Annotated in this window: 26 protein-coding genes; 10 read left to right on the top strand and 16 right to left on the bottom strand. The window is 41.2% G+C overall.

Annotated features, from left to right (window positions below; genetic code table 11):
- Positions 1-2 precede the first annotated feature (2 nt).
- From G9Q97_RS01815 to truA, 11 genes are all read right to left on the bottom strand, one after another.
- Positions 3-2,369 (bottom strand): GumC family protein, encoded by a 2,367-nt coding sequence (locus G9Q97_RS01815; RefSeq protein ID WP_166142539.1) that lies wholly within the window; start codon positions 2,367-2,369, stop codon positions 3-5.
- An 18-nt stretch (positions 2,370-2,387) separates the two neighbouring features.
- Positions 2,388-3,185: a polysaccharide biosynthesis/export family protein gene (locus tag G9Q97_RS01810; protein ID WP_166142537.1), complete on the bottom strand. Its 798-nt coding sequence runs from the start codon at positions 3,183-3,185 to the stop codon at positions 2,388-2,390.
- Positions 3,186-3,591: 406 nt separating this feature from the next.
- Complete coding sequence (locus G9Q97_RS01805) at positions 3,592-4,173, bottom strand: sugar transferase (RefSeq protein WP_262889450.1); 582 nt, start codon at positions 4,171-4,173, stop codon at positions 3,592-3,594.
- Between the two features lie 473 nt (positions 4,174-4,646).
- Positions 4,647-5,339, bottom strand: coding sequence for a sugar transferase (locus G9Q97_RS01800; RefSeq protein ID WP_166142533.1), 693 nt, complete (start codon positions 5,337-5,339; stop codon positions 4,647-4,649).
- 246 nt (positions 5,340-5,585) lie between these two features.
- Entirely contained in the window at positions 5,586-6,611 is a 1,026-nt protein-coding gene (gene hemE, locus G9Q97_RS01795) for a uroporphyrinogen decarboxylase (RefSeq protein ID WP_166142531.1), read from the bottom strand.
- A 112-nt stretch (positions 6,612-6,723) separates the two neighbouring features.
- Complete coding sequence (locus G9Q97_RS01790) at positions 6,724-7,269, bottom strand: hypothetical protein (RefSeq protein WP_166142529.1); 546 nt, start codon at positions 7,267-7,269, stop codon at positions 6,724-6,726.
- 141 nt (positions 7,270-7,410) lie between these two features.
- Positions 7,411-7,956 (bottom strand): hypothetical protein, encoded by a 546-nt coding sequence (locus tag G9Q97_RS01785; RefSeq protein WP_166142528.1) that lies wholly within the window; start codon positions 7,954-7,956, stop codon positions 7,411-7,413.
- Positions 7,957-8,113: 157 nt separating this feature from the next.
- Positions 8,114-8,629, bottom strand: a complete 516-nt coding sequence (locus G9Q97_RS01780) for a GyrI-like domain-containing protein (RefSeq protein ID WP_166142527.1) — start codon at positions 8,627-8,629, stop codon at positions 8,114-8,116.
- A gap of 5 nt (positions 8,630-8,634) precedes the next feature.
- Entirely contained in the window at positions 8,635-9,222 is a 588-nt protein-coding gene (locus G9Q97_RS01775) for a hypothetical protein (RefSeq protein ID WP_166142526.1), read from the bottom strand.
- A gap of 113 nt (positions 9,223-9,335) precedes the next feature.
- Positions 9,336-11,111 (bottom strand): ABC transporter ATP-binding protein, encoded by a 1,776-nt coding sequence (locus G9Q97_RS01770; RefSeq protein ID WP_166142525.1) that lies wholly within the window; start codon positions 11,109-11,111, stop codon positions 9,336-9,338.
- Positions 11,112-11,122: 11 nt separating this feature from the next.
- Positions 11,123-11,968: a tRNA pseudouridine(38-40) synthase TruA gene (gene truA / locus G9Q97_RS01765; RefSeq protein WP_317168711.1), complete on the bottom strand. Its 846-nt coding sequence runs from the start codon at positions 11,966-11,968 to the stop codon at positions 11,123-11,125.
- Positions 11,969-11,980: 12 nt separating this feature from the next.
- Here truA and G9Q97_RS01760 point away from each other — a divergent pair, with 12 nt between their 5' ends.
- Both G9Q97_RS01760 and G9Q97_RS01755 read left to right on the top strand, forming a co-directional pair.
- Entirely contained in the window at positions 11,981-12,460 is a 480-nt protein-coding gene (locus tag G9Q97_RS01760; protein WP_166142524.1) for a DUF4293 domain-containing protein, read from the top strand.
- A gap of 61 nt (positions 12,461-12,521) precedes the next feature.
- Entirely contained in the window at positions 12,522-13,628 is a 1,107-nt protein-coding gene (locus G9Q97_RS01755) for a trans-sulfuration enzyme family protein (RefSeq protein ID WP_166142523.1), read from the top strand.
- Here G9Q97_RS01755 and G9Q97_RS01750 read toward each other — a convergent pair.
- The 5 genes from G9Q97_RS01750 to G9Q97_RS01730 form a co-directional block, all read right to left on the bottom strand.
- On the bottom strand, positions 13,625-14,092 hold the full coding sequence (locus G9Q97_RS01750) for a bactofilin family protein (RefSeq protein WP_166142522.1): 468 nt from the start codon (positions 14,090-14,092) through the stop codon (positions 13,625-13,627). The two genes, G9Q97_RS01755 and G9Q97_RS01750, sit on opposite strands and share 4 nt — an antisense overlap.
- A gap of 146 nt (positions 14,093-14,238) precedes the next feature.
- Complete coding sequence (locus tag G9Q97_RS01745) at positions 14,239-15,777, bottom strand: YifB family Mg chelatase-like AAA ATPase (RefSeq protein ID WP_166142521.1); 1,539 nt, start codon at positions 15,775-15,777, stop codon at positions 14,239-14,241.
- A gap of 53 nt (positions 15,778-15,830) precedes the next feature.
- Positions 15,831-16,184, bottom strand: coding sequence for a hypothetical protein (locus G9Q97_RS01740; RefSeq protein WP_166142520.1), 354 nt, complete (start codon positions 16,182-16,184; stop codon positions 15,831-15,833).
- Positions 16,185-16,218: 34 nt separating this feature from the next.
- A complete protein-coding gene (locus tag G9Q97_RS01735) occupies positions 16,219-18,051 on the bottom strand; it encodes an ABC transporter ATP-binding protein (RefSeq protein WP_166142519.1) in 1,833 nt (610 codons plus the stop codon).
- Between the two features lie 72 nt (positions 18,052-18,123).
- Complete coding sequence (locus tag G9Q97_RS01730) at positions 18,124-19,794, bottom strand: hypothetical protein (RefSeq protein ID WP_166142517.1); 1,671 nt, start codon at positions 19,792-19,794, stop codon at positions 18,124-18,126.
- 210 nt (positions 19,795-20,004) lie between these two features.
- Between G9Q97_RS01730 and G9Q97_RS01725 the strand changes: the two genes are divergently transcribed.
- The 8 genes from G9Q97_RS01725 to G9Q97_RS01690 all read left to right on the top strand — a co-directional run bounded on the left by G9Q97_RS01725 (position 20,005) and on the right by G9Q97_RS01690 (position 26,783).
- Positions 20,005-20,250: a type B 50S ribosomal protein L31 gene (locus G9Q97_RS01725; RefSeq protein WP_163378111.1), complete on the top strand. Its 246-nt coding sequence runs from the start codon at positions 20,005-20,007 to the stop codon at positions 20,248-20,250.
- Positions 20,251-20,322: 72 nt separating this feature from the next.
- Positions 20,323-21,525 carry a putative sugar nucleotidyl transferase gene (locus G9Q97_RS01720; protein WP_166142515.1) on the top strand — a complete coding sequence of 401 codons (1,203 nt, stop codon included), beginning with the start codon at positions 20,323-20,325 and terminating at the stop codon, positions 21,523-21,525.
- 11 nt (positions 21,526-21,536) lie between these two features.
- Complete coding sequence (locus tag G9Q97_RS01715; RefSeq protein ID WP_166142513.1) at positions 21,537-22,670, top strand: DNA polymerase III subunit; 1,134 nt, start codon at positions 21,537-21,539, stop codon at positions 22,668-22,670.
- A gap of 57 nt (positions 22,671-22,727) precedes the next feature.
- A complete protein-coding gene (locus G9Q97_RS01710) occupies positions 22,728-23,171 on the top strand; it encodes an ATP-dependent zinc protease family protein (protein WP_166142511.1) in 444 nt (147 codons plus the stop codon).
- Positions 23,171-24,079 (top strand): 30S ribosomal protein S6--L-glutamate ligase, encoded by a 909-nt coding sequence (rimK, locus tag G9Q97_RS01705; protein ID WP_166142509.1) that lies wholly within the window; start codon positions 23,171-23,173, stop codon positions 24,077-24,079. Before G9Q97_RS01710 ends, rimK begins: the two co-directional genes overlap by 1 nt.
- Positions 24,079-25,017, top strand: a complete 939-nt coding sequence (gene hemC / locus G9Q97_RS01700) for a hydroxymethylbilane synthase (RefSeq protein ID WP_166142507.1) — start codon at positions 24,079-24,081, stop codon at positions 25,015-25,017. The genes rimK and hemC overlap by 1 nt, the downstream gene beginning before the upstream one ends.
- Positions 25,010-25,861: a peptidylprolyl isomerase gene (locus G9Q97_RS01695; protein WP_166142505.1), complete on the top strand. Its 852-nt coding sequence runs from the start codon at positions 25,010-25,012 to the stop codon at positions 25,859-25,861. Before hemC ends, G9Q97_RS01695 begins: the two co-directional genes overlap by 8 nt.
- Positions 25,836-26,783, top strand: a complete 948-nt coding sequence (locus tag G9Q97_RS01690; RefSeq protein ID WP_166142503.1) for an SDR family oxidoreductase — start codon at positions 25,836-25,838, stop codon at positions 26,781-26,783. The genes G9Q97_RS01695 and G9Q97_RS01690 overlap by 26 nt, the downstream gene beginning before the upstream one ends.
- The last annotated feature ends 19 nt before the right edge of the window (positions 26,784-26,802 follow it).

The following is a 26,802-nucleotide window of genomic DNA, read 5'->3' as shown; positions in this document are numbered from 1 at the left end:
ATCTAGATTTTTTTCGCCATCTTTTTATATACTGTACGTTTTTTCTTTTTGATATCCCCTGTTTGATAATAATCGTAGCCGTAACTCAATTTTGTTGTGGCATCATTAAGTACAATGAATGGATTTTTGAGTTTTTTCTCCTTCTTATTTTCATTCATGAAATCAATCATATCTGTTGTGGTATAATTATACCTCATGATGTAGGTGGTGATATCGGAAAATTTTGAAAGAGAAAATGCATCTGCAACCTGCCCAACTGGTGCAGAATCGATAATGACAATATCATACATTTCTTGCAACTCATCAATAAAGTAGCCTACTTTTGGTAGAAGCATTAATTCAGAAGGATCATCAGGCAGAGTGCCGCATCCAATAATATCCAGGTTTTCGGGAAGGGCCTTACTTTTCACAATTAAATCAGTAATGGCTAGAGAATCATTTTGCAAATAATCAGAAATACCAATTTCACCAGTCATTCCCAGATATTCCAGTAGCAATGGTTTTCTCAGATCAAATTCTAAAATTACCACTTTTTTGTCTGCAAGGCTCATACTTACCCCCAGATTTAGGGAAAAGAAAGTTTTCCCCTCCCCGCTCGTACTTGAGGTAACAAGCACCACTTTTTTCTCCTTATTGGGTAAAGCAAATTGAAGATTGGTTCGGATCAACCTGAACTGTTCTGCAACAGGTGTCCTCACGCCTTTAGAAATGGCTATTGGCACCTTCTCATCATGATGCGAAACTTCTCCTAAAATGGAAACGTTAGTTTTTGAAGTCACATCTTTTTTTATCTTAATTTTGGTGTTGAGCTGGTGATAAATAAACACAAGGCCCAGTGGGCCTCCAAACCCCATGATCAATGCTAGTCCTAGAATAAGCATTTGGTTGGGTTTAGTAGGCTTATTTCCTGCCATCGCCGGATCAATTATACGAGAATTGCTTACAGTAGTGGCGGCAAGGGACATAGATGCCTCTTCACGCTTTTTTACCAGGTACTGGTAATGTTCCTGTTTGATGGCCTGCTGTCTGTTTATTTCCAATAACCTTCTTTCTATTTCAGGTACTTTACCACTTTGTATCTCTAATTCCGTAGTCCTTGCCAAAAGATTGTTTCGGGCAATCTCTACACTGGATTTAATGTTTTTTATGTTTTCCAATATGTTTCTACGAACGGTGCGCAGTTGCTGGTCTTTTTCCAAAACCAGGGGATTGCCTGGCTGAGTAGTCCGTAGCATCCGTTCCCTATCCCTGTGTAAATCATTAAATTGCGTGATATAAGACTTCAGGGTTTGATCTTGAATATTAAAAGAACTTGGAACAGCCTGATATTCTTCCTGTTGATCCATCAAATAGTTTTCAATTGAAGATAAAACGTCCAATTGAACAGAATATTCAGCCAATTGCTCCTTTCCCTCATTAAAGCTTGCAGCATATAGTTCAGCATCTGAACTCAACTCCGTAATTTTATTTTCTTTTTTATAGTTTTCTGCAAGTGATTCTATTTTCAACAAATCATTGGTGACAGAATCTAACTGTTCATTAATAAAATCAATGGTGTTTCTTGCTGTTTGATTTTTATTCAGCATGGCCTCTTTGTTATAGGCTTCAATGAGACTGTTCAACACCAAAATTCCTTTTTGAGGAACGGGGTCCGTAAACCCTAAACGCAACACGCTTGCCAGTTTATTGACAATTAGAACATCTAACTTTCCACTATAACTACCAGGAAGCGAATAGGGATTATTGAAATTGATAATGACCGTACTGGGATATTCGATTTCTTTTACCTGCTCTATATAAAATTCACCAAAAGGGAAAGCAAGCTTTTCACCAAACTGGTGATTGGAAGTCTTTTCTTCTTCATTCTCCAGTTGAAAGTTTTCTTCATCAAGAATATGGACTTTAAATTTGGTCAACATTTCTTGGTCAAAGAATGCCGCAGAGTCGTACCTAACAAGGTGTACTTTAATGGGGACCTGAGACCCGAAAATTTCTTTATTCCTGAAATAATTGTCCTTAACGTAATAAGAAACATTTAGATCTAGTTTTTTTATGGCTTCTGCCATTAAACTAACCGATTTCAATACCTCAGCTTCATCCTCTATTTTTTTAATCGATTGATAGGTTTCCAGTTCTGAATAGACTGCATTCTGAGAAAAATCAGAACTTTTATTGCCGTTGATCAGAATAGTCGCCCCAATGGGGTATTCGGGTGTTGCGTATTGTAAATATAGGTAAGCAAGGCTAAGGCAAAAAAGTAATCCCAGAACATACAAATACCAAAATTTTAGGTATTGCATGATCAGGTGTTTATAATCGGTTTTTTCAACCTCTCTGGGTTGAAAATCATCCATTAACATATCCGACATTTTCATAATATTTTAATCTTATTCCAAGTAAAAACGTAAATTGAACAGAAGGGAAACCCCTACCGAAACTAATAATCCGATCACTGCTAAAGAACGCTGGTTGGTACTTGCCTGAATAGCTTTAATCTTATCAGGTTCAACGTAAATCACATCATTTTGATGCAACATGAAATATCGGGAGTTTAAAATGGATTTGTCATTAAGATTTAATCTTATTGCTTTTCTTACACCATCTTCATCTCTAATAATTAATACATTCTCACGCTTTCCATACTCTGTCATGTCCCCTGCAAGACCCAATGCCTCCAAAATAGTAATTCGATCGGTCTCCAATGTGAAGGTATTGGGATTAGATACTTCTCCTATTACAGTGATCTTGAAATTGAGATATTGGACATTAACAATTGGATCCTTAACATATTCCTCCAATCGCTGTGCCATTTTCTCAATGGCTTCTTCCTTCGTCAAGCCTTCCAAAACGATCATTCCCAAAACCGGGAAATTAACTTGCCCGTTTTTATCGACCAGATAACCCTCATTGATAGGCACTGCGGCATTCATCATTCTTCCATCATCGGAGGAGGACATTACTCCTGCATTAAACAATAAATTTGATTCGGCATTTAAACTGCTTACCGTAATTTTCAACAAATCGCCCTTTTGAATCTTAGGTTCTGGAAAATCAGGTATCTCGGTAGAAAAATCAGAACCGGCTTCAATATCACTAAAATAAACCAGGTTCCTTTTTGCACAACCAAATAAGCCAAAAAACAAAACAAGAAAAACCAAGCTGTTAAATAAAGTAATTTTTTTCATAAAATATTAAGACTGTTACATCAAATTTACTCACCTTACTGTTGCAGGCGAAAAAGCTAAACAATTATTCCATTAAACATTAAATCACCAATGGCATCGCAAATTACTTAATTATCAGAACAATAAGAACTTTTCTAAATAATTTTAATATAAGTGCATTTTCAAGGAAAGAATGCTAAAGTATATTATCCATCAGTAAATAGAGGTAACCTGCCTTAACATCCTTTATCCTTTTTTATTAAGGATTTTGGAGCATTTCTCTGGTAATCTGATCATCTGCAGCAAACATCGCACCAAATACAATTATATGCATTGATTAAAGGAAATTTGCAGAGATCTAAAACCATTTTTAACCCCTTAATTTGCTGTTTTTTTTAATTTTGATAACCATCCTTTTCAGCTAAAATCAATAAGCCTTCTCGTTTTTGGTCAATAAAGAAATAGCTGTTTCAATCACAATTTTGATATCAAAAATTAAACACCACTTTTTTACATAGAAAAAATCCAACCTGAATCTCGAGTATAGCTCCTGAAAGGAAGAAATTTCCCCTCTTAACCCCTTGCACTGCGCCAAGCCGGTAATACCCGGTTTCACCTGATGCCGCTGCATGAAATTTTCAATTTCCTTGGCAAATTCCAGGTTCATGGGTACTGAATGTGGCCTGGGACCTACAATCGACATGTCTCCCAGAATCACATTAAAAATCTGAGGCAATTCATCCAAACTCGTTTTCCTCAAAAACTTGCCGATTTTAGTTATCCTGGCATCATTCTGAGTGGCTTGCCTGGTGTCCGCTTCCTTATTTTTTACCATTGTCCTGAATTTGTAGCAATAAAACTTCTTATTACCCCTTCCGTGACGTAACTGTTTGAAAAAAACCGGACCTTTAGAATCCCATTTGATCAATAGTGCCACGATAGGAAATAACCAGGAAACAATAAAAACCATTGTGAAAAGAGAAATAACCAAATCAAAAGTTCTTTTCATTGCTCTTTTCCTCAAATTATCATTTTGACCATACAAATTGATAATTTTAGTGCGCTGCTGCTGTTTAACAAAATTTTCCGTTTTTTCGGAACGGCCAAATTTTTGGCCTATCAAAACATCTTCCATCTCTAACAATCTTTACATTCAACTTCAAAACCAAACTACTTGTTTAAAAAACATTTTTATATATCTGAAATACATTTTTACAAATATATAATTACTTTCAGCAGCACACAAGACTTTAGAGAAATATTTTTAATTAAAATCCGTTTTTTTGTATTTAAAATCCGTTTTTATAGTATTAAAACAGTTTTACGAGGTAGCGATGCGTCATAAAACGCTATCTGGTTGTTGAAAATCCAAATCTGGAGATTGAATCAATCGAGCCACTTAAAAAATGAAAAGTTCACTTTTAAAAACCAAAAACCTCATTGGATGCAATAATTGCATGTTCAACCCAATAAGAAAAATGCTTAATAGGCTTTACCATTTTTGAAAAGGATGGTCGTTAGTGTCCAGAAAACAATTTTCAGGTCCAAAAACAGACAGTACTTTTTGATGTAAAAGTGATCCAGCCTTACCCTTCCATAAATGTCAAAGTGATCAATTATCTCCCCTCTGTACCCCCTGGATTGAGCAAGTCCGGTGATACCAGGCTTAACCACATGGCGAAACATGTAATTATTAATTTCGTTGGAAAACACATGGTTCATCGGTACCGCATGTGGTCTTGGGCCAATAAGAGACATATCCCCTAACAGCACGTTAAAGATCTGCGGGATTTCATCCAAACTTGACTTCCTTAAAAACCTACCCACGCGTGTAACCCTTTTGTCATTTTTTGAAGCTTGCAGGAGGTCCGACTCTATATTTGTCTTCATCGTCCTGAATTTGTAGCACCAAAAGGCCTTATTTCCTTTCCCATGTCTCAATTGCTTGAACAGAATGGGTCCTTTAGAGTCTATACGGATTATTAATGCGATAATGGGAAATGCCCATGATAAAATAAAAACCACAAACAAAACAGAAATTGTCAGGTCAATGAAACTTTTAACCAGCAATTTTTGGGGATCTGTAAGGTAAACGGCTCCTTCAGGGGTAATGTATCCACTAAGCCTTCTGGATAAAAAATCAGGCTCCTTTTCCTTACGTAAAAACTTTTCCATTGTCGTAATTGAGATATCCCCCGATAAAACTATAAATCGTTTTAATGTATTCAAAATACATTTTAGCAAATATATTCAGCTAAGATCACAATTACAAATTATCCGGGCTAAATTCTTTTCGGGGAACAAAACTAATATTGAAAAATAGTAAAATAAGTCATTTATGACGGATAATTTTGGAAACGACCGGATAAAACCAATATTTTTCTGTTAATGTTTAAACTAAGTTCGATTCGGGTAATGATTTTATTCAAAAGCTTTTACAGTTTGTATAAAAAGTCGAACCTTTTCAGGATTTGTATCCGGATATACCCCATGACCCAGGTTGGCAATATGTCTGCTACCTTTAAATTGCGTTAACATATGCTGAGTTTGCCTAACTAAAACATCATCAGGCGCATACAAAACCGCAGGATCCAAATTTCCCTGAAAGGTTTTTCTGCCATCTGCCTGTTTGCGGATTTCTTCGATGTTCATGTTCCAATCTAACCCAATTGTGTCACAGGAGAGCTCCAGGATTTCATTGATCGCAAAATAGGCTCCCTTGGCAAAAATGGTAACGGGAACTTCTGTAACAGCTTCACAAATCTTTTCCATGTACCTTATTGAGAATTCCCTGTAATGGTAAGCTGGTAAGATACCTGCCCAGCTATCAAACAGTTGAATAAGGTTAGCACCTGCCTCGACCTGAGCTTTAACATACCTTATAGTGGTTTGGGTAATCATTTCCAACAATTGATGGGCCAAAACAGGATTTTGGTACAACATGGCCCTTGCATTAGAAAAGGTTTTACTACCAGACCCTTCCACCATATAGGCAAAAATGGTCCATGGAGCACCGGCAAAGCCGATCAATGGGACCCTTCCGTTTAGTCCTTTCTTTGCCATACGGATGGCTTCCAGCACATAATGGAGATCCGTCTTCGGATCAGCTACCCTTAATTTCTTTAAGTCTGAAGCATTTTTTATGGTTTCAGGAAACCATGGCCCTCTTTTTTCAATCATCTGATAGGGTAAGCCCATGGCCTCCGGCACTACCAAAATATCTGAAAAAATAATGGCTGCATCAACACCCAATAGATCAACTGGTTGAATGGTTACCTCAGCAGCCAATTCCGGAGTCTTTGCCAGTTCAATAAAACCACTTACACTATTGCGCACTGCCCTATATTCGGGCAAAATTCTTCCCGCCTGTCTCATTAGCCACACCGGAGTGCGTTCTACTTTTTCCCCTTTGATTACCCTTAACAGGAGGTCATTCTTTAATTGCATGGCACAAATATAGCCCAAGTTATTTCAAAAAAGAAACATGCATTAAAATGAAAAAAGTGCCTTTCTATTTCTAAAAAGGCACATAAGGATCATCTTATAATTCTTCTGACCATCAATCGAAATCAATCTCTACGATATCGCTTTCATCCTTACCTATCAATTCCATAACTGCATCGAAGTCACTTAAATCTACTCTCGCATTCTCATCAACAAAGAACCCAGGCAGCAATACGATTCTTATTCTTTGATTATCTGTCCATTCCGGTTCCAATTGAGTAAGATCAAAATTTCCTTGCATGAACACATTGAAAAAAGTGGTCGTATATTGATAATTGTAAGTCAATATGGCACCCTCATCAAAAAAAACATTTTGTGGAAGATGCCTCCACAAGGAATTACCTTCGGCCTGAGCCCATTCAAGAAAAACCAGCAAATTGTCCCCTTGCCCAAGTTCAAATTGTGATCCAATGGCAAAATCATTTTCCTCTGAGAAGGTCACCACTCCTTCAAATACCAAATTCAACACCTCTATTCCATCTTCCCCATCCTCACCGTCCACTCCATCCAGACCGGGGGGGCCCTGGGGTCCCTCGGGGCCCTCGCATGCCGGCAAAGACAACACTAATACGAATGCAAACAAGTATAAAATCTTTTTCATAAATCTTGGTTTACCTGAATAATATAATGCTTTATTTGAAAGATAAAGGGTAATTTTTGTATATCCAACAACAAACAAAAAAAACAGCCTACCTTATGATAAACTGTTTTTCTCGGATAATGTTAATCTTCTCAGGTATTATTAATTTAAAGAAATTCGCTTTATATCCTCCTCATCGATTTCCAGCATTTCAAGTACGCCCTGATGATCTGAAAAATCCATTCTCAAATCAATCCTGTCAGCAGGGATAATGAGTACCCGGAATATTTGATCATCGGTCAAAGCAGGCTCCAGATTGTTCAAATCAAAGTCACCATTCAAAAAGATGGTATAATCAAAGTAGGTAAAATCGTAATCATAAGTGAAGATACCTTCCTCATGGAAAACTACCTGAGGGATAAGCCTCCAGATATCAGTACCCTCCTGGTCTGTACCATCCAATCGATATATCAAAACTTTATCTGATTCCAATAAATCAAATCCGTACTCTCCACGAAGGCGGAAATCACTTCCGGGAATAAAATCCCCGACGATTTCAAAAACTTCGCCTACAATATTGACTCCATCGAGGCCATCAGCACCCGGAGGGCCTTGTGGTCCTATGGGACCTTCACACCTCCAAAACAGTAAGGCGGAAATAAATAGTAAGGTTATTCTGGAAGGTGTCATCAAATTTGCTTTTTTCATTATATTTCAGATTTAGTTTGAAATCAGTATATCCTTCTCTAAAATCATACCAACAGCCGCTAAATGCAGTATAAATTAACAAGTTTTAAAACCAACATACCCGCTCACTTACTTTTCAATCACACTTTGGATGCAGGAGGCGAGTTTTTATAATTTTTTAATCCGCTATTGGTGCCAACACTTCAACGCTGTTCCGGGAAATGATTTTATCTATAAAATGCCCTTTGGGATTAACCCCCTCCGCCTTTGCAAAATCACTGATCTGTTGCTTTACACTATTTGCTCCTGGCATTACCAGTTGATGCATTTCCAAAGAGGCTCTTATGGCCCGCTGGCAATCAAAAGTTTTCTTAACCCATCCCTCGTCAAGGTTATTGATATTATTTTCCACCTCCACCCCTACAAAAACATGCAGGGTATCACGCCTTCCGGAGGGTTCTACATAATAAATGGTGTAAAGAGGGCTTCCTTTTCTCTCCGCTTCTACTTTTTGAAAAATCGATCCTATTCCTTCATCCTGAGGGGTACCCTGGTATTCCAAACCAATTAGCTCAATATCCTGACAGTTTACCAACTCAAAGCTTACAGCATTAAATCCACCCAGGTAAGCATATATCCCACACAATAGTAGTCCTGAGACCACTGCTAATGAAATAATCTTTTTATGCTTCATGATTTTTAAAAGCTATACCGGGCACCAAGGGCTCCTTGCACCTTCAAATGACCTAATCGGTTCAACAGTTCCATGAAAAGTCCCATTTCGGCAAAAATAACGACTGGCAAATCTTGAAATAAATACGAGACCCCAATAAAACCTTCCGGGCCAAAATCAACATCTGACCTTTCGTCAACTCTTCCCAAGGGCATGTCACCAGGATTTGGCGTATGGTAAAAATAACTGAGGGTTACACTTCTCAATTGCAGCCCGATTCCTGCAAAGCCCTTTAAATTACCTTCCACAATATCAAATTCCCCGTTCAGCGACTCCTCATAAGAAAGCCTTGCCTGCAAGGAAAAAGCTCCTGATACTTGTTGCCCATCGTAAATGGCAGAGCTAAGGGGTTTGCTTTGTTCAAAGGTCCTTCTGTAATACTGGCTGCTGTTCGGACTTCCCCTTCCAAGTATTACCTCGGCAGCATAGTGCTGATTTAATGATGTTTTGAGCGAAATCCCGTAGGGATCTCCCAACCTTAGCCCTACCTGATGTTGTTGTGCAAAACCACTATACCCTGCGATCATCAGGACAAGAAAAAAAAGATATTTCATGAGCGATACCAATCGAATTTATTTACATTAACTTCTCTTGCAACGAAGCATTGAAGAGAGATGTTACAGGCCATTACAAAACTTTTTTCAGCCTCAGCACAGCATTCAAGGAATCAGCCAATTACCATTGTCTTCAGTTGCATCTGGTGAAGCTGCGCATAATAGCCATCCAGTTTCAGTAATTTATCGTGCGTACCCTCTTCCACAATTTCCCCCTTGTTCAATACAATTATTTTTTGGGCTTTTTGGATGGTGGAAAGTCTGTGGGCAATAATAATGGAAGTCCTTCCCTGCATCATTTTCTCAATGGCAGCCTGAATCAGCTCTTCAGTTTCCGTATCTACCGAAGAAGTGGCCTCATCCAGAATGATGATCTCGGGATCATACACCATGGCCCTAACAAAAGAAATAAGCTGTCTCTGCCCCACAGACAAGGTGCCACCTCTCTCTTTTACATCATAGTCCAAGCCACCTGGAAGTCTTTCAATAAACTTTCTGGCACCTACCAGATCTGCCGCATACAATACCTGCTCTTTGGAAATATCAGGGTTACCCAGGGTAATGTTCTGAAATATGGTATCAGAAAAAAGAAACACATCCTGTAATACCACTCCGACATGTTTTCTTAATGTGGACAGTTCAAAAGAAGATATTGGCGCTCCATCTATTTTAATCTGTCCCTTATTGATATCATAAAACCTGCTGATCAGGTTAATGGTTGATGATTTCCCCGCACCAGTGGCACCCACCAAAGCAATGGTTTCTCCATGACGGACATTAAAGCTGATATCTTTCAGTACCCAATCCTCCTTCTCGTAGGCAAACCATACCTTTTCAAACGAAATATTACCTTTGATCTTCCCAGGAGTATGTGTGCCTTCATTAGGGATTTGCTCGTCATTTTCCAGGATATTAAAAATCCTGGATGAACTTACCACTCCCATCTGTAACGTATTGAACCTATCGGCTATCATGCGGATGGGCCTAAAAAAGAGCTGAAGATACATGATAAAAGAAATCAGGACACCTACTTTCAACTGCATGTCGAAAACTCCGGTCGCACCATACCAGACTACCAACCCAATACCTATGGCCTGGATAATTTCTGCCACAGGATAATATATGGAGTAATACAATACCGATTTCAGATGAGCCTGCCGGTGCTCCTTATTGATTGCCTTAAACTTTTCATACTCCCTGTCTTCCCGGTTAAATACCTGGATGATATTCATACCGGTGATGTGTTCCTGCAAAAAAGAATTTAAATTGGACACGGCATTCCTCACATCATTAAAGGATACTTTGACCTTCTCCTTGAAAACATAGGTGGATATGATCAACAATGGCAGGGTACACAAACTGACCAGGGTAAGTTTCCAATCCACATAGAACATGACTGCCAGAATAGATACCAACTGCAAAAGATCTCCGATAATTTCTGCAAGACCCTGACTAAATACATCCGAGAGCGTTTCCACATCGGAAATATTTCTGGTAACCAGTCGACCTATGGGGGTATTGTCAAAATACTTTAATCGCATTTTAAGCAGGTGCCTGTAAAGTTTGATCCTGATATCCCTGATAATCACCTGCCCGATCCATCCCGACAAATAAGTATGTCCAAATTGCACCAAAGCGTGCAAAACCAAAAGCCCCACCAAAAAGTACATCATGGTCAAAAGACCATCTGAATCCCCTAAAGCCACGTAATCATCTATCGCAATTTGAATCAATAGCGGCCTTGATGGTGCCAAAACAGCTAATAGCAGGGTAAGCACAACCAAAAAATAAAACCGCTGTTTATACGGGTTAACAAATTGATACAGTTTTTTCAAAACTTTGGTATCAATGATATCTCCGCTTTTTACATTTTCTTTTCCCAGTCCCAAAGTGCTGTAGTTTACTTAAAAATAATTTCAGGATAATTGACCTCACTTAAATATAGCCCATTTGCAGGGGCAGCTGTTCCAGCCCTTGACCTGTCTTTGCCCTCAATAATGGAGACAAATTGTGCCTTGTCCAATTGATCCCGACCCACTTTAATCAAAGTACCCACAATTGCCCTCACCATACCGCGCAAAAACCTGTTTGCTTTGATATGAAATATCAATCCATGGCTTGTTTGTTCCCAAAAGGCTTCTTTTATTTCACAATCAAAACTCTTGACATCAGTCTTTGTTTTGCTGAAACATTCAAAGTTCTGGTATCCCAATAATAGTTTGGAGACGGACTCCATTTTTGAAACATCCAGATCATAATAACAATGCCAAGCCTTTCCGGTCTGAAATGGATCTTTTCTGAAAGTAATGTGGTACTCGTACCTCCTCCAGATCGCATCAAACCTCGCATGCGCATTGTGTGTAACTGGTGACACGTCAAATACCGCTATGTCACCTGGCAATAAACCATTTATTCTCTTTAAAAATTCCCCCTTCCTCATTTCTCCGTCAAAATCAAAATGAGCAAATTGCTGTTTGGCATGCACGCCGGTATCTGTCCTTCCGCTTCCCATTATTCCAATTGGTTTCCGAAAAAGCATGGATAAGGATTCTTGTAATTTCTCCTGCACTGAAACAGCATTTTTCTGCATTTGCCATCCATGGTAATTTGTGCCATTGTAGGCAAGCTCGATAAAATAGCGTTTGAAGTCATTCATTTCAGACGCAAAGATAAAAATATACCCACAGATCAGGTCAGATTTAAGGTATTCCTTGCGAAAAATCAAATAACCCGTTTTCTTTGTCAAAAGATTAATAACATGATTCAAAGAATTCAGACATTATTTCTACTTCTCGTGGCTATATCCATGATCGCTGCTGTGGCCACCCCGATCTGGTTGCAGGTAAATGCCATGGGAAACCAATATATGGAAATGACTGCATGGCAGATTACTATCAGTGAGCTGCCCCAGAAAAACACCCTTTCTCAATCCGGTAATATCTACATTGGAATCCTGGCGCTACTGGCGGCAGTTATCGCCATTTATAGCCTGCTGCAATTTAAAAACAGAAAAAAACAGCTGATGCTTAATATGATCAATGCCTTGCTAATGGGCCTGACTTTAGGTCTGGTGGTGTACACCAGCTTTAAAGCCAATGAAAATTTTAATCCTGCGGTTAGCGGCTCATTTGTTTTGGGTTTTTATGCCATAGCATTTGCCCTGATAATGAATTTGGTTGCCAACCGTTTTATACGAAAGGATGAAATGCTTATTCGTTCGGTGGACAGAATCAGGTGATTTGATATTTTCCTGAAATGGGCATTTGGTAAGCACCTTCAACCGGAACAAAAAACTTGAAATGAAAACAGAAACCATTGCCATCCACGCAGGAAACATCGTCGATGATCCTTTAAATCCGGTCATTCAACCCATTACTCTATCCAGTACCTTCGGACACCAGGAAGGCTCCATGGTTTACAGCAGGCTGGAAAATCCAAACCGAAAGTCATTGGAAACCGTGCTTGCGGCATTAGAAAAAGGTAGGGATGCAGCGGCCTTTTCATCTGGAAATGCTGCCGCCAATGCCGTATTTCAGGCCTTACCCGCAGGATCGCATATGATTGCACCAGACGATATGTATCATGGATTGAAATCCCTCCTCCTGACAGTTTTCAATCAAAAAATTGAAGTAGACTTTATTGACCTCACAAAGCCTGAATTACTTTCGGTTGCCATTCGTAAAAATACCCAATTGCTATGGATCGAAACCCCATCAAATCCGCTGTTAAAAATTTCTGATATCCAAAAGTTGTCAAAAACAGCCAAAGAGCATGGCATTAGCGTAGTATGCGACAGCACTTTTGCGAGCCCTGTTTTCCAGCAACCACTTGGTTTGGGGGCGGATTTGGTGATGCACAGCAGTACCAAATACATTGGGGGACACAGTGACCTGGTCGGGGGTATTTTAATCACCAAAGAAAAAGACGATTTTTGGAAGCAAATCAAAAATGTACAGGCATTGGCAGGAGCTGTACCCTCTCCTTTTGATACCTATTTCCTGACCAGAAGCATCAAAACCTTGCCCTATCGCATGAAGGCCCATGCTGCCAACACAGCAAAAATTGCCGCTTTTTTAAACCAACATCCTGTTGTGGAAAAAGTATATTATCCTGGTTTGGAAAACCATGATGGGCACCTGATCGCCAATTCTCAAATGCAGGGTTTTGGAGGGATGTTGTCTTTTGTCATTAAGGGCAATGCAGCAGACGCCGATAAGCTGATTGACAATTTGCATTATTTTACCAATGCCACCAGTCTGGGGGGAGTTGAAAGTCTGATTGAAAGAAGATCCAGGGTACAAGGGGTAGTTACCGGAATTCCCGAACAGTTAATCAGGATGTCAGTAGGGATAGAGCATATTGAGGATCTATTGGAAGACCTGGAGCAGGGCCTGGCCCAATTTTAATGATCCATTTTGACCATTTCCTTTCCGGTTTTTTTGGATGTATCCTTGTTTTCTGCGGGTTTAGCCTGATTTTCTGTTGAAGGAACGGTAAAGTTTGCACCACTTTTCTTTGGTTTGGAAAGGGTCACCTCCATATCCGCTCCTGATTCGATTTCAATTTTTCCTGAATAGACATTTCCTTTCATCCTGGCTTCGGCGGTAAACCTGGCGAGATCCTGTACAAAAATATCTCCCAAGACCTCCCCCATCACACAGACCTCTGAGGCTTTGATATTACCGGTGATTTTGCCGGAAACACCAACAATCACCTTTCTACCGGTGGTGACATCTCCTGCAATTTCTCCTTCAATCCGGATATCACTGCTTGCCTCTACATTACCTTTGATACTCAATCCCGGTGCAAAAACTGAAGTTGCGCTAGCCATTTCCATCTCTTCCTGAATTTTTCGTTCTTTGGTCCACATAAAATCAACTGCTCATTTTTATCTTTAATACCAATATTTAACCCCTATAGTATCAGTAACAAACAACCAGTAGGCGGAGCAAATATAGGCAAATAAGGAATACAATCCATAGTGATTTTGCCCAAATAATCAAGGTGATCAGTTGGTTAACCTGCCCAACCTTCCCTGTCCAGGCTGCGGTACTGAATGGCTTCAGCCAGGTGCTCCACCCTGATTTCTTCCGCTCCGGCCAAATCGGCAATCGTTCTCGATACCTTTAAAATCCGGTCATAAGCCCGGGCAGAAAGTCCCAACCTTTCCATTGCTGTTTTCAGAAGCGTTTTGCCTGCCTGATTGATTTTACAAACTTCCTTAACCGTATGAGACGGCATCATCGCGTTGCAGTGAACCTCAGGGCTATCATTAAACCTGGCCAGTTGTAACTCTCTGGCTTTGGTTACCCTTTCCCTGATGGATTTGCTGGACTCTGATTTCCCTTCGGAAGTCATTTCATCAAAATTAACAGGAGTGACCTCTACATGCAGGTCTATTCTGTCCAGTAGCGGTCCGCTTACTTTATTGAGGTATTTCTGAACCACACCTGGCCCGCACACACATTCCTTATCAGGATGGTTATAAAATCCGCAGGGACAGGGGTTCATACTGGCTATCAGCATAAAATTAGCCGGGAAATCCACAGAAATTTTAGCTCTTGAAATGGTTACTTTACGTTCCTCAAGCGGCTGGCGCATTACCTCCAGCACGGTCCGTTTGAATTCAGGCAACTCATCCAGGAAGAGTACCCCATTGTGGGAAAGGGAAATCTCGCCTGGCTGGGGATTACCGCCCCCTCCTACCAGGGCTACATCACTGATGGTATGATGGGGAGAGCGAAATGGACGCTGGGCCACCAAAGAAGCCTCCACCCCCAACTTTCCCGCCACAGAATGAATTTTTGTCGTCTCAAGAGCCTCCTGAAGGCTAAGGGGAGGCAAAATGGAAGGCAACCTTTTGGCTAACATGGTTTTTCCTGCACCCGGTGGACCAATCATGATAACATTGTGGCCACCTGCTGCGGCAATTTCCATGGCTCTTTTGATATTTTCCTGACCCTGTACATCTGCAAAATCGAAGGCGTAATCCTCCATGGAATGATAAAAAATATTTCTGGTATCCGTCACCAGCGGCGGAATATCTTCCTTCCCTTCCATAAAGTGAATGGCCTCCTGCAGGGATTCCACACCAATAATGTCCAGTTTATTGACTATTGAGGCCTCTTTGGCATTTTCCTTTGGCAAAATAAACCCTTTAAAGCCTCTTTTCCTGGCTTCAATGGCTATAGGCAGTACACCTTTTATGGAACGCAGCTTTCCATCCAGAGACAACTCGCCCATGATGACGTATTCTTCCAATGCGGGGAAAAAGGCTTGTTCTGAAGCCTGCAAAATGCCCATGGCAATGGGAAGGTCATAGGAAGATCCCTCTTTTCTGATATCTGCAGGAGCAAGATTGATGACCACTTTCTGCCGCGGCATGCGGAAATTGTAAAATTTTAGCGATGATTCTACCCGCTGCTGACTCTCCTTAACGGCACTATCCGGAAGTCCCACCATAAAAAAACTGGTACCCTGACCCACATTGACTTCAATAGTGATCAGATTGGCATCTACTCCGGATACTGCACTTCCAAAAGTCTTGGCTACCATAGCTACGGATTCAATTGAAAAACTTGTTTCAGGCCAACATCAAATTTGCCCCATTATTTAAAATTTTCCCTGGGTTTAATGGAAGAAGAATCCTTATCATCCGGCTGCTCTTCGATTTTTTTATCCAATTGTCCCATTTTCACCCCTCTTTCCAAATCAAAAACCATGGCTTTTAACTCTTTCTTTTCCAATTCCAACTTCCTGATCCTGCTGTCTAAACTACTGGTATGCCCCCAGCCTGTCCCCCAGGTAATCAGGTACATCACCAAACCTGCCAACAACCAGGATACTACTTCCCCTGCCTCCGGACTTCCACTCCACATTCTTTCATAGGTCAGAAAATAAACCAGGCCGAGGGCAAAAAACAATGCGGTTAAAAGCTGAAATATGCTGTTGACTTTTTTCATAAAACTTTTGATTAGGGTTTCTAAACACAATATACTAAACAGACTGCATTTGGGAAAGTTTATTGTACAATCCGTTTTCCAGAATCAATTCCTCATGGGTGCCTCTTTCAACTATTTTTCCTCCGTCAATCACCAGAATTTCATCCGCATGTTGAATGGTACTCAGCCTATGGGCAATCACCAGAGAGGTTCTGTTTGCCATTAAATTGGCCAATGCCTCCTGAACCAACCGTTCGGAAGCCGCATCCAGAGCAGATGTGGCCTCATCCAAAATCAAAATATCCGGGTTTTTTAAAACCGCCCTGGCAATACTCAGGCGCTGCCGCTGTCCCCCGGATAATTTCGTCCCTCTTTCTCCTATACTGGTCTGGTATCCCTGCTCCAGCTCCATGATAAAATCATGGGCATTAGCTATGGATGCTGCCTTCTCCACATTTTCGGGAGCAACTCCCTGCATCCCAAAGGCAATATTATTAAATACCGTATCATTGAATAAAATGGATTCCTGGGTTACGATACCCATGATCTTGCGGATGTCATTAATCTTTAAGGTTTTCAGATCCATTCCATCAATTTTGATCAAACCTGCTGTGGGATCATAAAATCGCGGCAACAGGTCGGCTAAAGTGGATTTCCCCCCACCGGAAGGCCCCACCAGAGCGATTGTTTTTCCTTTTTTGAGTTCAAAATTAATATCCTTCAATACAAAAGATTCCTGATAGGCAAAACCCACATTCTCAAAAACGACCGAATCAGAAAATCCCGACAAATTTTTGGCATCAGGTTTATCCGCTATTTTTGGCCTGGCATCCACCACTCCGAAAATTCTCCTGGCGGAGGCCAAACCCCGTTGAATACTGCTAAGAGCTCTTGAAATTTCTTTGGCCGGGTTCAAAACCTGGGTAAACAGGATGATGTAGGCGATGAATTCACTGGCACTGAGCGTAGAGGTATTGTTCAATACCAGATTACCTCCGTATAAAAGGATCCCTGCCACTACAGACACGCCAAGAAATTGACTGATAGGTGAAGCCAATTCATATTTCCGGGCCATGGCAACATTTACATTGGCGTAATGAGCTGTTTCTGATTCAAATTTTTCCTGCACAAACTTTCTTGCACCAAAAGCCTTTACCACCCTCATCCCGCCAATCGTTTCGTCCAGAATATTAACAATTCTACCCAGTGACTCCTGGCTCTGCTCGGCGGTTTTCTTCAACCTCTTGGTCACATAGCCAATTACTGCCCCTGAAACCGGAATAAGCAATATGGTAAATAAGGTGAGCTGCACTGACATAAAAAAGAGTACCGCAAAATAAAGTACTACAGTAACAGGCTCCTTGAACACTACCCGCAACGATTGCACGATACTGTTTTCCACTTCCTGAATATCGTTGGTCATTTTGGAAATCAAATCTCCCTTTCGCTCATCAGAGAAGTATCCCAGGTGCATGTGGCTGACCGCATTGAAAATATGGATACGCATACCCTGAATGATATCTGCCCTAACCCTGGCCAGGACCACTCCCGACAGGTAGGCAAAAAGATTACTTAAAAAAACCGAAATAACGATAATGATACAAACATAAACCAGTGTGCCAAATTTTCCATAAATGGTCGCTATTTCCAGAAAATAATGGTTAAACAGGTGCATGAAATATTGCAGGGAAAAGGAAAATTCAGGTCTGGTGCTGTATGCCTGCAATTCATCTGGCCCAACCTGCTCAAATATCACATCGAAAAGTGGCTTCAACAACGTGAAGTTCAGCAAACCAAAAACAATGGCCAACAGGGCATAGAGTATATAAATGGGAAAATACCGCCTGTATGGACGGGCATAGGCAAGTATTCGCAAATAGGTATTCATACGGTTTTATCTCATTTAGGGCCGCAATTTACAACTTTTTAAAGGTATTGGGACTCCCTGACGATTGAGTAATCAAAAATGAGTGTCAAATCTTCCCATATTCAATCTTAAAGCTATTTGACCAAACGCAACGTCCGGAATGGCACCTACCCCGCCACTGTTTTTTCTCAGGGTATGGGAAAAATCCACAAACAAATTATGGCGCAACATGTATTCCGCCTGCAGGGTAAACATCAAGGTCTCCTGCCTTATTCCTTGCCCGATAAAATTACCAAGGAGTGTTGTACTGGTTTCCAGCCTGTCTTTCAGAATATCTCCTCCAAAATTAGCCGAAGGCTCAGGATCCTTACCCTTCATTTGAAACAGGAAAATTCCTTTCAACCTGAGTTTGGGAAGGGGCTGGAAGGTACTACTGGCCATCACTTCCCTGAAATTTGCCCCAAGAGGGTGCGTCAGTGGAATGCGGTAGTTGGTGTAGGACTGGTAAGCAAACTTCTCCTGATAGGTGTAGGGCCTGGCATGATTGTATTCGACCTGCACATCCAGGTTATTGATTCCTGCTACGGACACATACTTATATCCCAGCTGAAAACCGTGTTTGTTGCGACTGGAGCCCTTGCCCGAAATCCCGAAAAACTCATTGAACACAAACTCATCCAATACAAATTGCCCATAAAGCTGCATTCCCTTAACCGGATGCCATTTGAAATCAGTCCCCAGCATGACCTTGTCTGGTGTGCCCAGCTGGTGCTCCACCCAACGATAAAAAATCACTGGGTTGAGGTAATTCCAATCCATTTGACTGGCCATTACAGACTCATATACTCCCAGGTTGAAACGCTCTCCCAAATTAATGCCCAGGCGATGAAAAGAAAACCATTTCTGGGGATACCTGCCATCTGTTGGAAAGCCCCGGTCGGTGATGATATCCGCGGTCATTTGTCCCCATAGATTTGTAAAATTGATTTTACCGATCTGGGTATTAATCTTCAAAAAAGCAAAAGGGTTGGAGAAATCAGAGAGGACAAATGACCGGAACCCATCCCCAATAAAATGAGTATCGTGTCCTAAAACCACCTGAACATGTTCGGTTGCTTTAAAATTAAGGTGCCCCCTGGCAGAAAAAAAACTATACCCCTGCTCCCCATATCTTTTCCAAAAACCCTGACCGGGCAAGGCACCATGATGGGTAACATACCTTTTGATCCATGAGGGAAAGACAAGATCCGTTGTGGCCAACATGGTATAAAAACCGATTTTCCGATCTATACTGCCCCTTACTGAAACCCCCCTGGTATTTCTAAACCGGAGATTATCTTCCTCTGTCTCGGCCCCTCCCTGAAAATACAAAACCGGGTTGATGTGTACATCCAGGGACTGATCCCGGTAATAAAAAAAATCAGCAGGCCGCTGGTAAAAACGCTTTCCGATTGTATTCCTGGAAAGGGGAAGGGAATCTGAAGCATATTCCCAGCTGTCCTGAATTAGAAAATCAAGATTAAAATCATCTGTATCGGAAAGAGTTCCGGAGGATTTTTTATACGCTTCCAAAAACGCAACCACCTCATCCCTGGAATAAGGTTTTGTGCCAGTGTGAAACGAAGGGGTAAAAAAACCCTGTTTGATTTCATACCGTTCGATCAACTGGTAATAATCCCTGTCAAAAGGAATAAATGGGCTTTGTGCCAGGCCAGGGGTAATCGGGTGTGCTGCCAGTAAAACTAAGAAAAAAAATAATCTCATATATTATGAATCAGTAAGGTTTGGCCATTTACAAAGGGCTTTTCCTTTGAAAGGAAATACCTGTTTCATAGCGACTTGTCCTAAAAGATCAACTTTCGCATAAAATTAAGGAAGTATTTTATATTTGAAAGAGAATGTTTTGGAGAAAATCATAAAATAAGGTAAATTTGTGCCTCAATTTGAAGGAGTAAAAAAATAACAAACCATATAATGAAAAAAGAAATTCATCCCAATTACAGAGACGTTGTATTTTTGGATACTTCAAGCGACTATAAATTCATCACCAAATCTACCATAGAAACCGGTGACACCATCACTTGGGAAGATGGCAAAGATTATCCCCTTGTAAAAGTGGAAGTAAGTTCTGCCTCACACCCATTTTACACCGGTAAGAAAATGTTGCTGGATACTGCCGGAAGAGTAGAGAAATTCAACAGAAGGTACAAGAAAAATTAATTTCTTCAGGATATTGCCTGAGATTAAGTCTACCGGAAGCTTTATTCCGGTAGACTTTTTTATTTTTGTACCATGGATCATATCATGTTGTTTGACGACCCCCGCAGCAGGGGTAACCTACTGCCATTTACCTTTACCCGTCCAGTTGCTGAAATAAGGGTTGGGATTTTAAAAATTTGTGAAAAATGGCAAACCCGCCTGCAAGCAAAAAATGTAGGGTTTCTGACTCAGGATTATTTACAATTAAAATATCCAGCCATCCATGGAGCAGCCTTGTACATCAATGGTGCCCTGTGCCCGGATGAGGATTTGGTGAAAGCTATAGAAGCCTTGAAGGGCAATGAATCCCTCTGGCACCAGGATACCCTTTTGGCCAGCTATCTGGATAGCCCTGAACACTTTCAAACGGACCATTTGCCTCAGAAAAAAAAGGTGAATTATGAAAAAGACATTCAATTACTAAGTAGAAACTGGCACATATTTCAATGGAACGGTAATGAAATCCGCAAGGATTTTGACCTGCTGACAAAAAGACGTGTGTCCTGGGGCACTGACGACCCACACACGCATTTGTATCAGGAACCCAATATTTTTATTGAGAAGGGCGCAAAAATAAAGGCCGCCATACTAAATGCTACAAATGGCCCTATATACATAGGTAAAAACGCAGAGATAATGGAAGGTGCTTTGATCAGAGGCCCTTTTGCCCTTTGTGAAGATGCCACTATCAGCATGGGAGCAAAAATAAGGGAAAACACTACGGTTGGTCCAAAATGCAAAGTAGGCGGAGAAGTTTCCAACGTGGTTTTCATGGGCCATAGTAATAAATCGCATGATGGCTACATGGGAAACAGTGTGATTGGAGAATGGTGTAATTTTGGTGCCAACACAGTAGTTTCCAACCTGAAAAACAACCACATGCCCGTAAAGGTATGGGACTATACCAAGGGTGGTTTCAGCGATACCGGATTGCAGTTTTGCGGGGCAATGGTAGCAGACCATGCTAAACTGGGAATTGGATCCACCTTGAATACTGGTACCGTTATCGGAGTAGGGGCTAATTTATTTGGGGAAGGCTTTCCAAGGAAATTTGTTTCTTCTTTTGCCTGGGGAGGTGCTTCGGGATTCAGTACCTTTAAATTGATGCGGTTTGAAGAAACTGCTCAAAAAGCGATGGCCTTTAAAGGAATGGAATTTGACGAAAAAGAAAGGGCTATATTGCAGAAGGTATTTGAGCTCACCAGGCCTTACCGGATTTGGGATAAGGAATTTTAAATAATAACACCATGCTTTTTTCATCTATCCCCGGTCTCGGGGAAACCAAACAAAAGCTTATCAAGGCCATTCAGAAAGACCATCTGGCCCATGCCTTACTTTTTCATGGAAAAGAAGGCAGCCCAAACCTGGCCCTGGCTTTGGCCATGGCTACCTATATCAACTGTAGTCAGCCGGGAGAGGAAGATGCATGTGGCAAATGTCCCTCCTGTTTAAAAATGGGAAAACTGGTCCACCCTGATCTGAATTTCGCGATTCCGCTGCCAGCTTCTTCAAAAAAGAAAGCAGAAAAAAAAGAGGAGGAACAACCCGATTTCGCAGCCTTCTGGAGGAATTTTGTTTTGGAAAAACCCTATGGTAATTTTCAGGATTGGAGTTTACATCTGGGTATCAACAAACCTTTGAGTATTTCCAAAGCGGCAGCAAGGCAGATCGTAAAAACCCTTTCCCTTAAATCCTTTGAGGGCGGCTACAAAATGATGTTAATTTGGGCTCCTGAGACCATGAACCTTTCTTCCGCCAATGCCCTGCTTAAAATCCTGGAAGAGCCTCCTGCAAAAACCATCTTCCTAATGGTCAGTCAGCAGCCGGAAAGTCTATTGACAACCATACTATCGAGAACCCAAAAAATCCATGTCAGAAATTTTACCGATGAAGAAATCCAAAATTACCTGGTGGATCAATCACTATGTGGGAGAATGGAAGCGCAGCAGATTGCCCCACTGACAGACGGCAACCTGCGCGAGGCTATTTTACTATCCCAAAATGTTGCAGACAAAAACACCTTGCTCTTCAGGGACTGGTTGAGAAACTGTTATAAAGCGGATATTCAGTCCCTTATTGACTTTGCAGAACTAATAGGGACTGGCAGTAAAGAGGTACAAAAATCTATTTTATTGACTGGAATAAACGTAATCAGAGAATCCCTGCTCAACAGGACCCAATTAACAAACCTGATGCGTAGCAGCGAAACTGACAGGGAGTTTATTGTGAATTTTAGCAATACCGTGCTGAATGATGAAAAAATCATGGAAATTTATCGGGTACTCAATGATGGCCACTACCATATTGAAAGAAATGCAAATTCCAAAATTCTGTTTTTGGATATGGCTTTTAACCTGGCCAAAATAATCCGGACAGTCTAGCCCATAAAGCTATGGAATTATCCTTGTAAGTTATTGAAATAAATTACCTTTGAACCAATGGAAAAAACAATTTTAGGGAGGAAAGAAAGTATTAGTCTGCCGGAATGGGACATTGGTAAAATAAATGCGAAAATAGATACCGGTGCATACAATTGCACCATTCACGTCTCACGGGCCACTGAAATACAGGAAAGGGGAAAAAAATTATTGGAGTTTATTCCCCTGGAACCCTCCCATAAAGCCTTTTCAGGAAAAAAAATACAAACAGCAAAGTATAAAGTAAAAAAAGTGAAAAATTCCTTTGGCCAGATGGAAAAACGCTACCTGGTGCTGACTTCGCTGACTATTGGAGACGCTTCCTTTCCGGCAGCATTTACCCTTTCCAACCGATCAAATATGAAAAATGCCGTGTTGTTGGGAAGAAAAATCCTGAAAGGCCGGTTTTTGGTAGACGTGGATAAAGTTAATTTGGCCGGAAACCCTAAGCCTAAAAATCAGTGATGAAAATAGCCGTATTGTCCCGAAATTCAAACCTGTATTCTACCAAAAGATTGATACAGGCTATCAGGGAAGCAGGCCATGAAGCCATGGTGATCGACCACTCTGCTTGTGATTTGATTATCGAGCAAAATGGTCCTTATATTCTTTATAAAGGAGAGAAGCTCAAATCAATTGATGCCATTATTCCCAGGATAGGGGCGTCTGTTACTTTTTATGGAACTGCTGTGGTCCGACAATTTGAATTGATGGGTGTTTTTTCTGCAGTGGAGTCCCAGGCCATAGTACGCAGCCGGGATAAATTGAGATCTTTACAGATTTTATCCAGAGAGGGTCTGGGAATGCCAAAAACGGCATTTACCAATTTTTCGAAAGGTGGAGAAAAACAGTTGGTGGAGATGGTTGGAGGTGCACCGCTTATCATCAAACTGCTGGAGGGTACCCAGGGTCTGGGAGTTGTATTGGCTGAAACCAGAAAAGCCAGCCAATCGGTCATTGAAGCTTTCCATGGCCTTAAAGCACGCATTATTGTCCAGGAGTTCATAAAGGAAGCCAAGGGAGCGGATATCAGGGCTTTTGTAGTAAACAACAGGGTGGTAGGTGCCATGAAGCGACAGGGAGCAGATGGGGAATTTCGGTCTAATTTACACAGGGGAGGAAAAGCAGAAGTCATAAAACTGAGCCGACTGGAAAAAGCAGCCGCTTTAAATGCTGCCAAAGCGCTCGGCCTTTCAGTTGCTGGCGTGGACATGCTCCAATCTGACCGCGGTCCATTGATTTTAGAGGTAAACAGTTCTCCGGGGCTGGAAGGGATCGAAAAAGCTACAGGAATAAATATTGCCGGAAAAATCATTTCCTATATAGAAAGTGCAGTGGAGAAAAAAACCTTAAAAAGAAAAAACGAGCAGTAATGGATCCGATTCGCATAGGGACAAGGGGAAGCAAACTGGCGCTTTATCAGGCCCACCATGTAGCAGACTTATTGACAAGCAAGGGCATTTCATCTCAGATTGTCATCATTGAAACCAAAGGGGACAAGGTACTTGACGTGGCCATTTCAAAAATTGGCAGTAAAGGCGTATTTACCGAAGAATTAGAAAACCAGTTGGCGGAAGGTAAGATAGACATTGCCGTGCATAGTGCCAAAGATTTACCTTCGCGACTGCCCGAAGGATTTGAAATCATTGCTTTTACCGAAAGGGAAAAGGTGAATGATGTCATCATCAGTCACCAAAAAGAATTCCCGGAACTCAATAACCGGGAGAAACCATTGGTGCTTGGCACTTCTTCCACCAGAAGAATCGCTACTTTAAAGCATTATTATCCAAATGTAAAAACAACCGATATTCGGGGGAATTTGCAAACCAGAATTGCAAAAATGGAAAAAGGGGTCTGTGATGGTTTGCTATTGGCTTTTGCAGGGGTACATCGGATGGGGTATGACCACCTGATCCGAAAAGAATTGGACTTGAAGCAATTTATTCCGGCAGTGGGCCAGGGCAGTATAGGTATAGAAGCCCACCAACTCCTCCCCGCGGAAATTAAGGAATCCATTTCTCTGGCCGTTAACCATGTTCCTACAGCTGTCTGCCTGCGGGCGGAGCGGAGCTTTTTAAAGGTTTTGGAAGGTGGCTGCAGTATTCCTGCCTTTGCCCTGGCCCAATGGAAAGGGGACCTGGTGGAACTGAAGGGCGGGTTGATGTCACTGGATGGGAAAAACAGACTTTATGATCTCTTTATTGGTCCGGAACAAAATGCGGAAAGTTTGGGTCACCAACTTGCTGAAAGCATATTGACCATGGGAGGGGATCAGGTTTTAAAAGAAATCAAGAAAACGCTAAATGAATAGGTTGAAAATAATCCAATGGATAAGCTGTGTGGCCTACCTTAGCCTTTCCCTTTCCTGCGCCACGGAAAAGGATTACCTGGTGACCATAGACACCAAATTTGGGAAGATGTATGCCGTTTTGTATGATGAAACACCCCGGCATAAGGAAAATTTTATTGATCTGGCAAGTTCTGGAAGGTATGATTCTACTGAGTTTCACAGGATCATCGATGATTTTATGATCCAGGGAGGGGACGTATTTACCAGGGAGGGCTTACCGAAAGAAGAATGGTACACGCTGCCTGCGGAGTTTGACCCTTCCCTTATCCATGAAAGGGGAAGTATTGCCGCTGCCAGGCAGGGTGACAACCTGAATCCGGAACGGGAATCCAGTGGTTGTCAATTTTACATTGTGGAAGGCCGGGTATATGAAGAGCAGGAGCTAACTACCGATATGCGGAAGCTGCAAATGGCTTTTTCAAAATACATACAGCTGGACAGCAATATGGGATTAAGGGAAAAATACAGTAAACTTTACCAAAATCAGGAATTTGATAGTTTAAATGCCCTAATGCTTTCCAAAAAAGCAATGATGGAACAATTTTTTAACTTAAATTTGGGAAAAGACATCCGGGAAAATCAAGTCAGGGCATACACCAGTATAGGGGGAACCCCACATTTGGATGACACCTATACCGTATTTGGAAAAGTAATCAAGGGTCTTGATGTAATGGAAGCGATAGCGCAACTGGAAAAAGGACCGAATGACAAACCTGTTACACCCGTTTACATCAAAGTAAATGTTGAATTAGTGGCTAAGAAGAAAATATCTGAAGATTATGGATATCAATATCCTGAAGAGTGAAAAACCAAAAATATTAATTACAGGAGCCAACGGTCTGGTAGGACAAAAAATTGTCAAGAAAATTCTTATTGACGGGAAGTATGATGTCATAGCCACAGGAATAGGAATCTGCAGGTTACCAGGGGAATGGGAAGGATATGATTATGAGGAAATGGACATTACCCATTTCAAAGAGGTAATGGAGGTATTCCGCATCTATGCTCCGCAATACGTTATCCATGCAGCTTCTATGACAGATGTAGACAGATGCGAGGTAAGCAGACACAACTGTTACGAGCAAAATGTGAAAGCCACTCTAAATATAATTCAGGCTTCCACCCAATGCCAATCCCATCTGATCTTTATTTCAACTGATTTTATTTTTGATGGCAAAAATGGTCCTTATGATGAAGCAGACAAACCAAACCCTTTAAATTATTATGGCCAAACCAAACTGGAGACAGAAATAGCCATCCAAAAGTACCCTTACAAATGGGCTATAGTAAGGACCAATCTGGTATATGGCATTTCCCATGATATGAGCCGTTCCAATATCATTCTTTGGGTTAAAAAAGGATTGGAACAAGGTAAAACGCTTGAATTGGTAGACGATCAGTTCAGGACACCAACATTGGCAGAGGACCTGGCGGAAGGCTGCCTTCTCATTGTAGCCAAAAAGGCCAGTGGGATTTTTAATTTGTCCGGAGAGGAGTTACTTACTCCCTATGACATGGCCATAATAACGGCAGGTTTTTTCCATCTGGATGCCACAAAAATCAAAAAAACAGATTCCAGCCATTTTGGGCAGGTGGCTAACAGGCCCTTGCGAACCGGGCTAATCATTTCCAAAGCCAAAGAAATTCTGGGCTTTAGTCCAAAAAGTTTTGCCGAAGGAATTGGTATTATGGCAAAACAAATTAAATTAGCTGAATATAAAACCTGACTTCTTTTTTCTTTTTGTA

This window comes from Cyclobacterium plantarum (assembly GCF_011290685.1).
Taxonomy (GTDB): domain Bacteria; phylum Bacteroidota; class Bacteroidia; order Cytophagales; family Cyclobacteriaceae; genus Cyclobacterium; species Cyclobacterium plantarum.
The sequence above is the reverse complement of the archived record's forward strand: the minus strand, read 5'-3'. Positions and strand labels throughout refer to the sequence as shown.

What these genes read in the sequence shown, in the direction of transcription:
- G9Q97_RS01790 (WP_166142529.1), bottom strand. Translation starts at nt 7,269, where the DNA reads ATGAAAAAGATTTTATACTTGTTTGCATTCGTATTAGTGTTGTCTTTG.
- G9Q97_RS01735 (WP_166142519.1), bottom strand. Translation starts at nt 18,051, where the DNA reads ATGAATACCTATTTGCGAATACTTGCCTATGCCCGTCCATACAGGCGG.
- G9Q97_RS01695 (WP_166142505.1), top strand. Translation starts at nt 25,010, where the DNA reads ATGAATAGGTTGAAAATAATCCAATGGATAAGCTGTGTGGCCTACCTT.
- hemE (WP_166142531.1), bottom strand. Translation starts at nt 6,611, where the DNA reads ATGCAATTAAAGAATGACCTCCTGTTAAGGGTAATCAAAGGGGAAAAA.
- G9Q97_RS01805 (WP_262889450.1), bottom strand. Translation starts at nt 4,173, where the DNA reads ATGAAAAGAACTTTTGATTTGGTTATTTCTCTTTTCACAATGGTTTTT.
- G9Q97_RS01750 (WP_166142522.1), bottom strand. Translation starts at nt 14,092, where the DNA reads ATGTGGACCAAAGAACGAAAAATTCAGGAAGAGATGGAAATGGCTAGC.
- G9Q97_RS01815 (WP_166142539.1), bottom strand. Translation starts at nt 2,369, where the DNA reads ATGTCGGATATGTTAATGGATGATTTTCAACCCAGAGAGGTTGAAAAA.
- G9Q97_RS01710 (WP_166142511.1), top strand. Translation starts at nt 22,728, where the DNA reads ATGGAAAAAACAATTTTAGGGAGGAAAGAAAGTATTAGTCTGCCGGAA.
- G9Q97_RS01760 (WP_166142524.1), top strand. Translation starts at nt 11,981, where the DNA reads ATGATTCAAAGAATTCAGACATTATTTCTACTTCTCGTGGCTATATCC.
- G9Q97_RS01730 (WP_166142517.1), bottom strand. Translation starts at nt 19,794, where the DNA reads ATGAGATTATTTTTTTTCTTAGTTTTACTGGCAGCACACCCGATTACC.
- G9Q97_RS01800 (WP_166142533.1), bottom strand. Translation starts at nt 5,339, where the DNA reads ATGGAAAAGTTTTTACGTAAGGAAAAGGAGCCTGATTTTTTATCCAGA.
- G9Q97_RS01745 (WP_166142521.1), bottom strand. Translation starts at nt 15,777, where the DNA reads ATGGTAGCCAAGACTTTTGGAAGTGCAGTATCCGGAGTAGATGCCAAT.
- rimK (WP_166142509.1), top strand. Translation starts at nt 23,171, where the DNA reads ATGAAAATAGCCGTATTGTCCCGAAATTCAAACCTGTATTCTACCAAA.
- G9Q97_RS01755 (WP_166142523.1), top strand. Translation starts at nt 12,522, where the DNA reads ATGAAAACAGAAACCATTGCCATCCACGCAGGAAACATCGTCGATGAT.
- G9Q97_RS01715 (WP_166142513.1), top strand. Translation starts at nt 21,537, where the DNA reads ATGCTTTTTTCATCTATCCCCGGTCTCGGGGAAACCAAACAAAAGCTT.
- G9Q97_RS01780 (WP_166142527.1), bottom strand. Translation starts at nt 8,629, where the DNA reads ATGAAGCATAAAAAGATTATTTCATTAGCAGTGGTCTCAGGACTACTA.
- hemC (WP_166142507.1), top strand. Translation starts at nt 24,079, where the DNA reads ATGGATCCGATTCGCATAGGGACAAGGGGAAGCAAACTGGCGCTTTAT.
- G9Q97_RS01720 (WP_166142515.1), top strand. Translation starts at nt 20,323, where the DNA reads ATGGATCATATCATGTTGTTTGACGACCCCCGCAGCAGGGGTAACCTA.
- G9Q97_RS01740 (WP_166142520.1), bottom strand. Translation starts at nt 16,184, where the DNA reads ATGAAAAAAGTCAACAGCATATTTCAGCTTTTAACCGCATTGTTTTTT.
- G9Q97_RS01775 (WP_166142526.1), bottom strand. Translation starts at nt 9,222, where the DNA reads ATGAAATATCTTTTTTTTCTTGTCCTGATGATCGCAGGGTATAGTGGT.
- G9Q97_RS01725 (WP_163378111.1), top strand. Translation starts at nt 20,005, where the DNA reads ATGAAAAAAGAAATTCATCCCAATTACAGAGACGTTGTATTTTTGGAT.
- G9Q97_RS01785 (WP_166142528.1), bottom strand. Translation starts at nt 7,956, where the DNA reads ATGAAAAAAGCAAATTTGATGACACCTTCCAGAATAACCTTACTATTT.
- G9Q97_RS01810 (WP_166142537.1), bottom strand. Translation starts at nt 3,185, where the DNA reads ATGAAAAAAATTACTTTATTTAACAGCTTGGTTTTTCTTGTTTTGTTT.
- G9Q97_RS01690 (WP_166142503.1), top strand. Translation starts at nt 25,836, where the DNA reads ATGGATATCAATATCCTGAAGAGTGAAAAACCAAAAATATTAATTACA.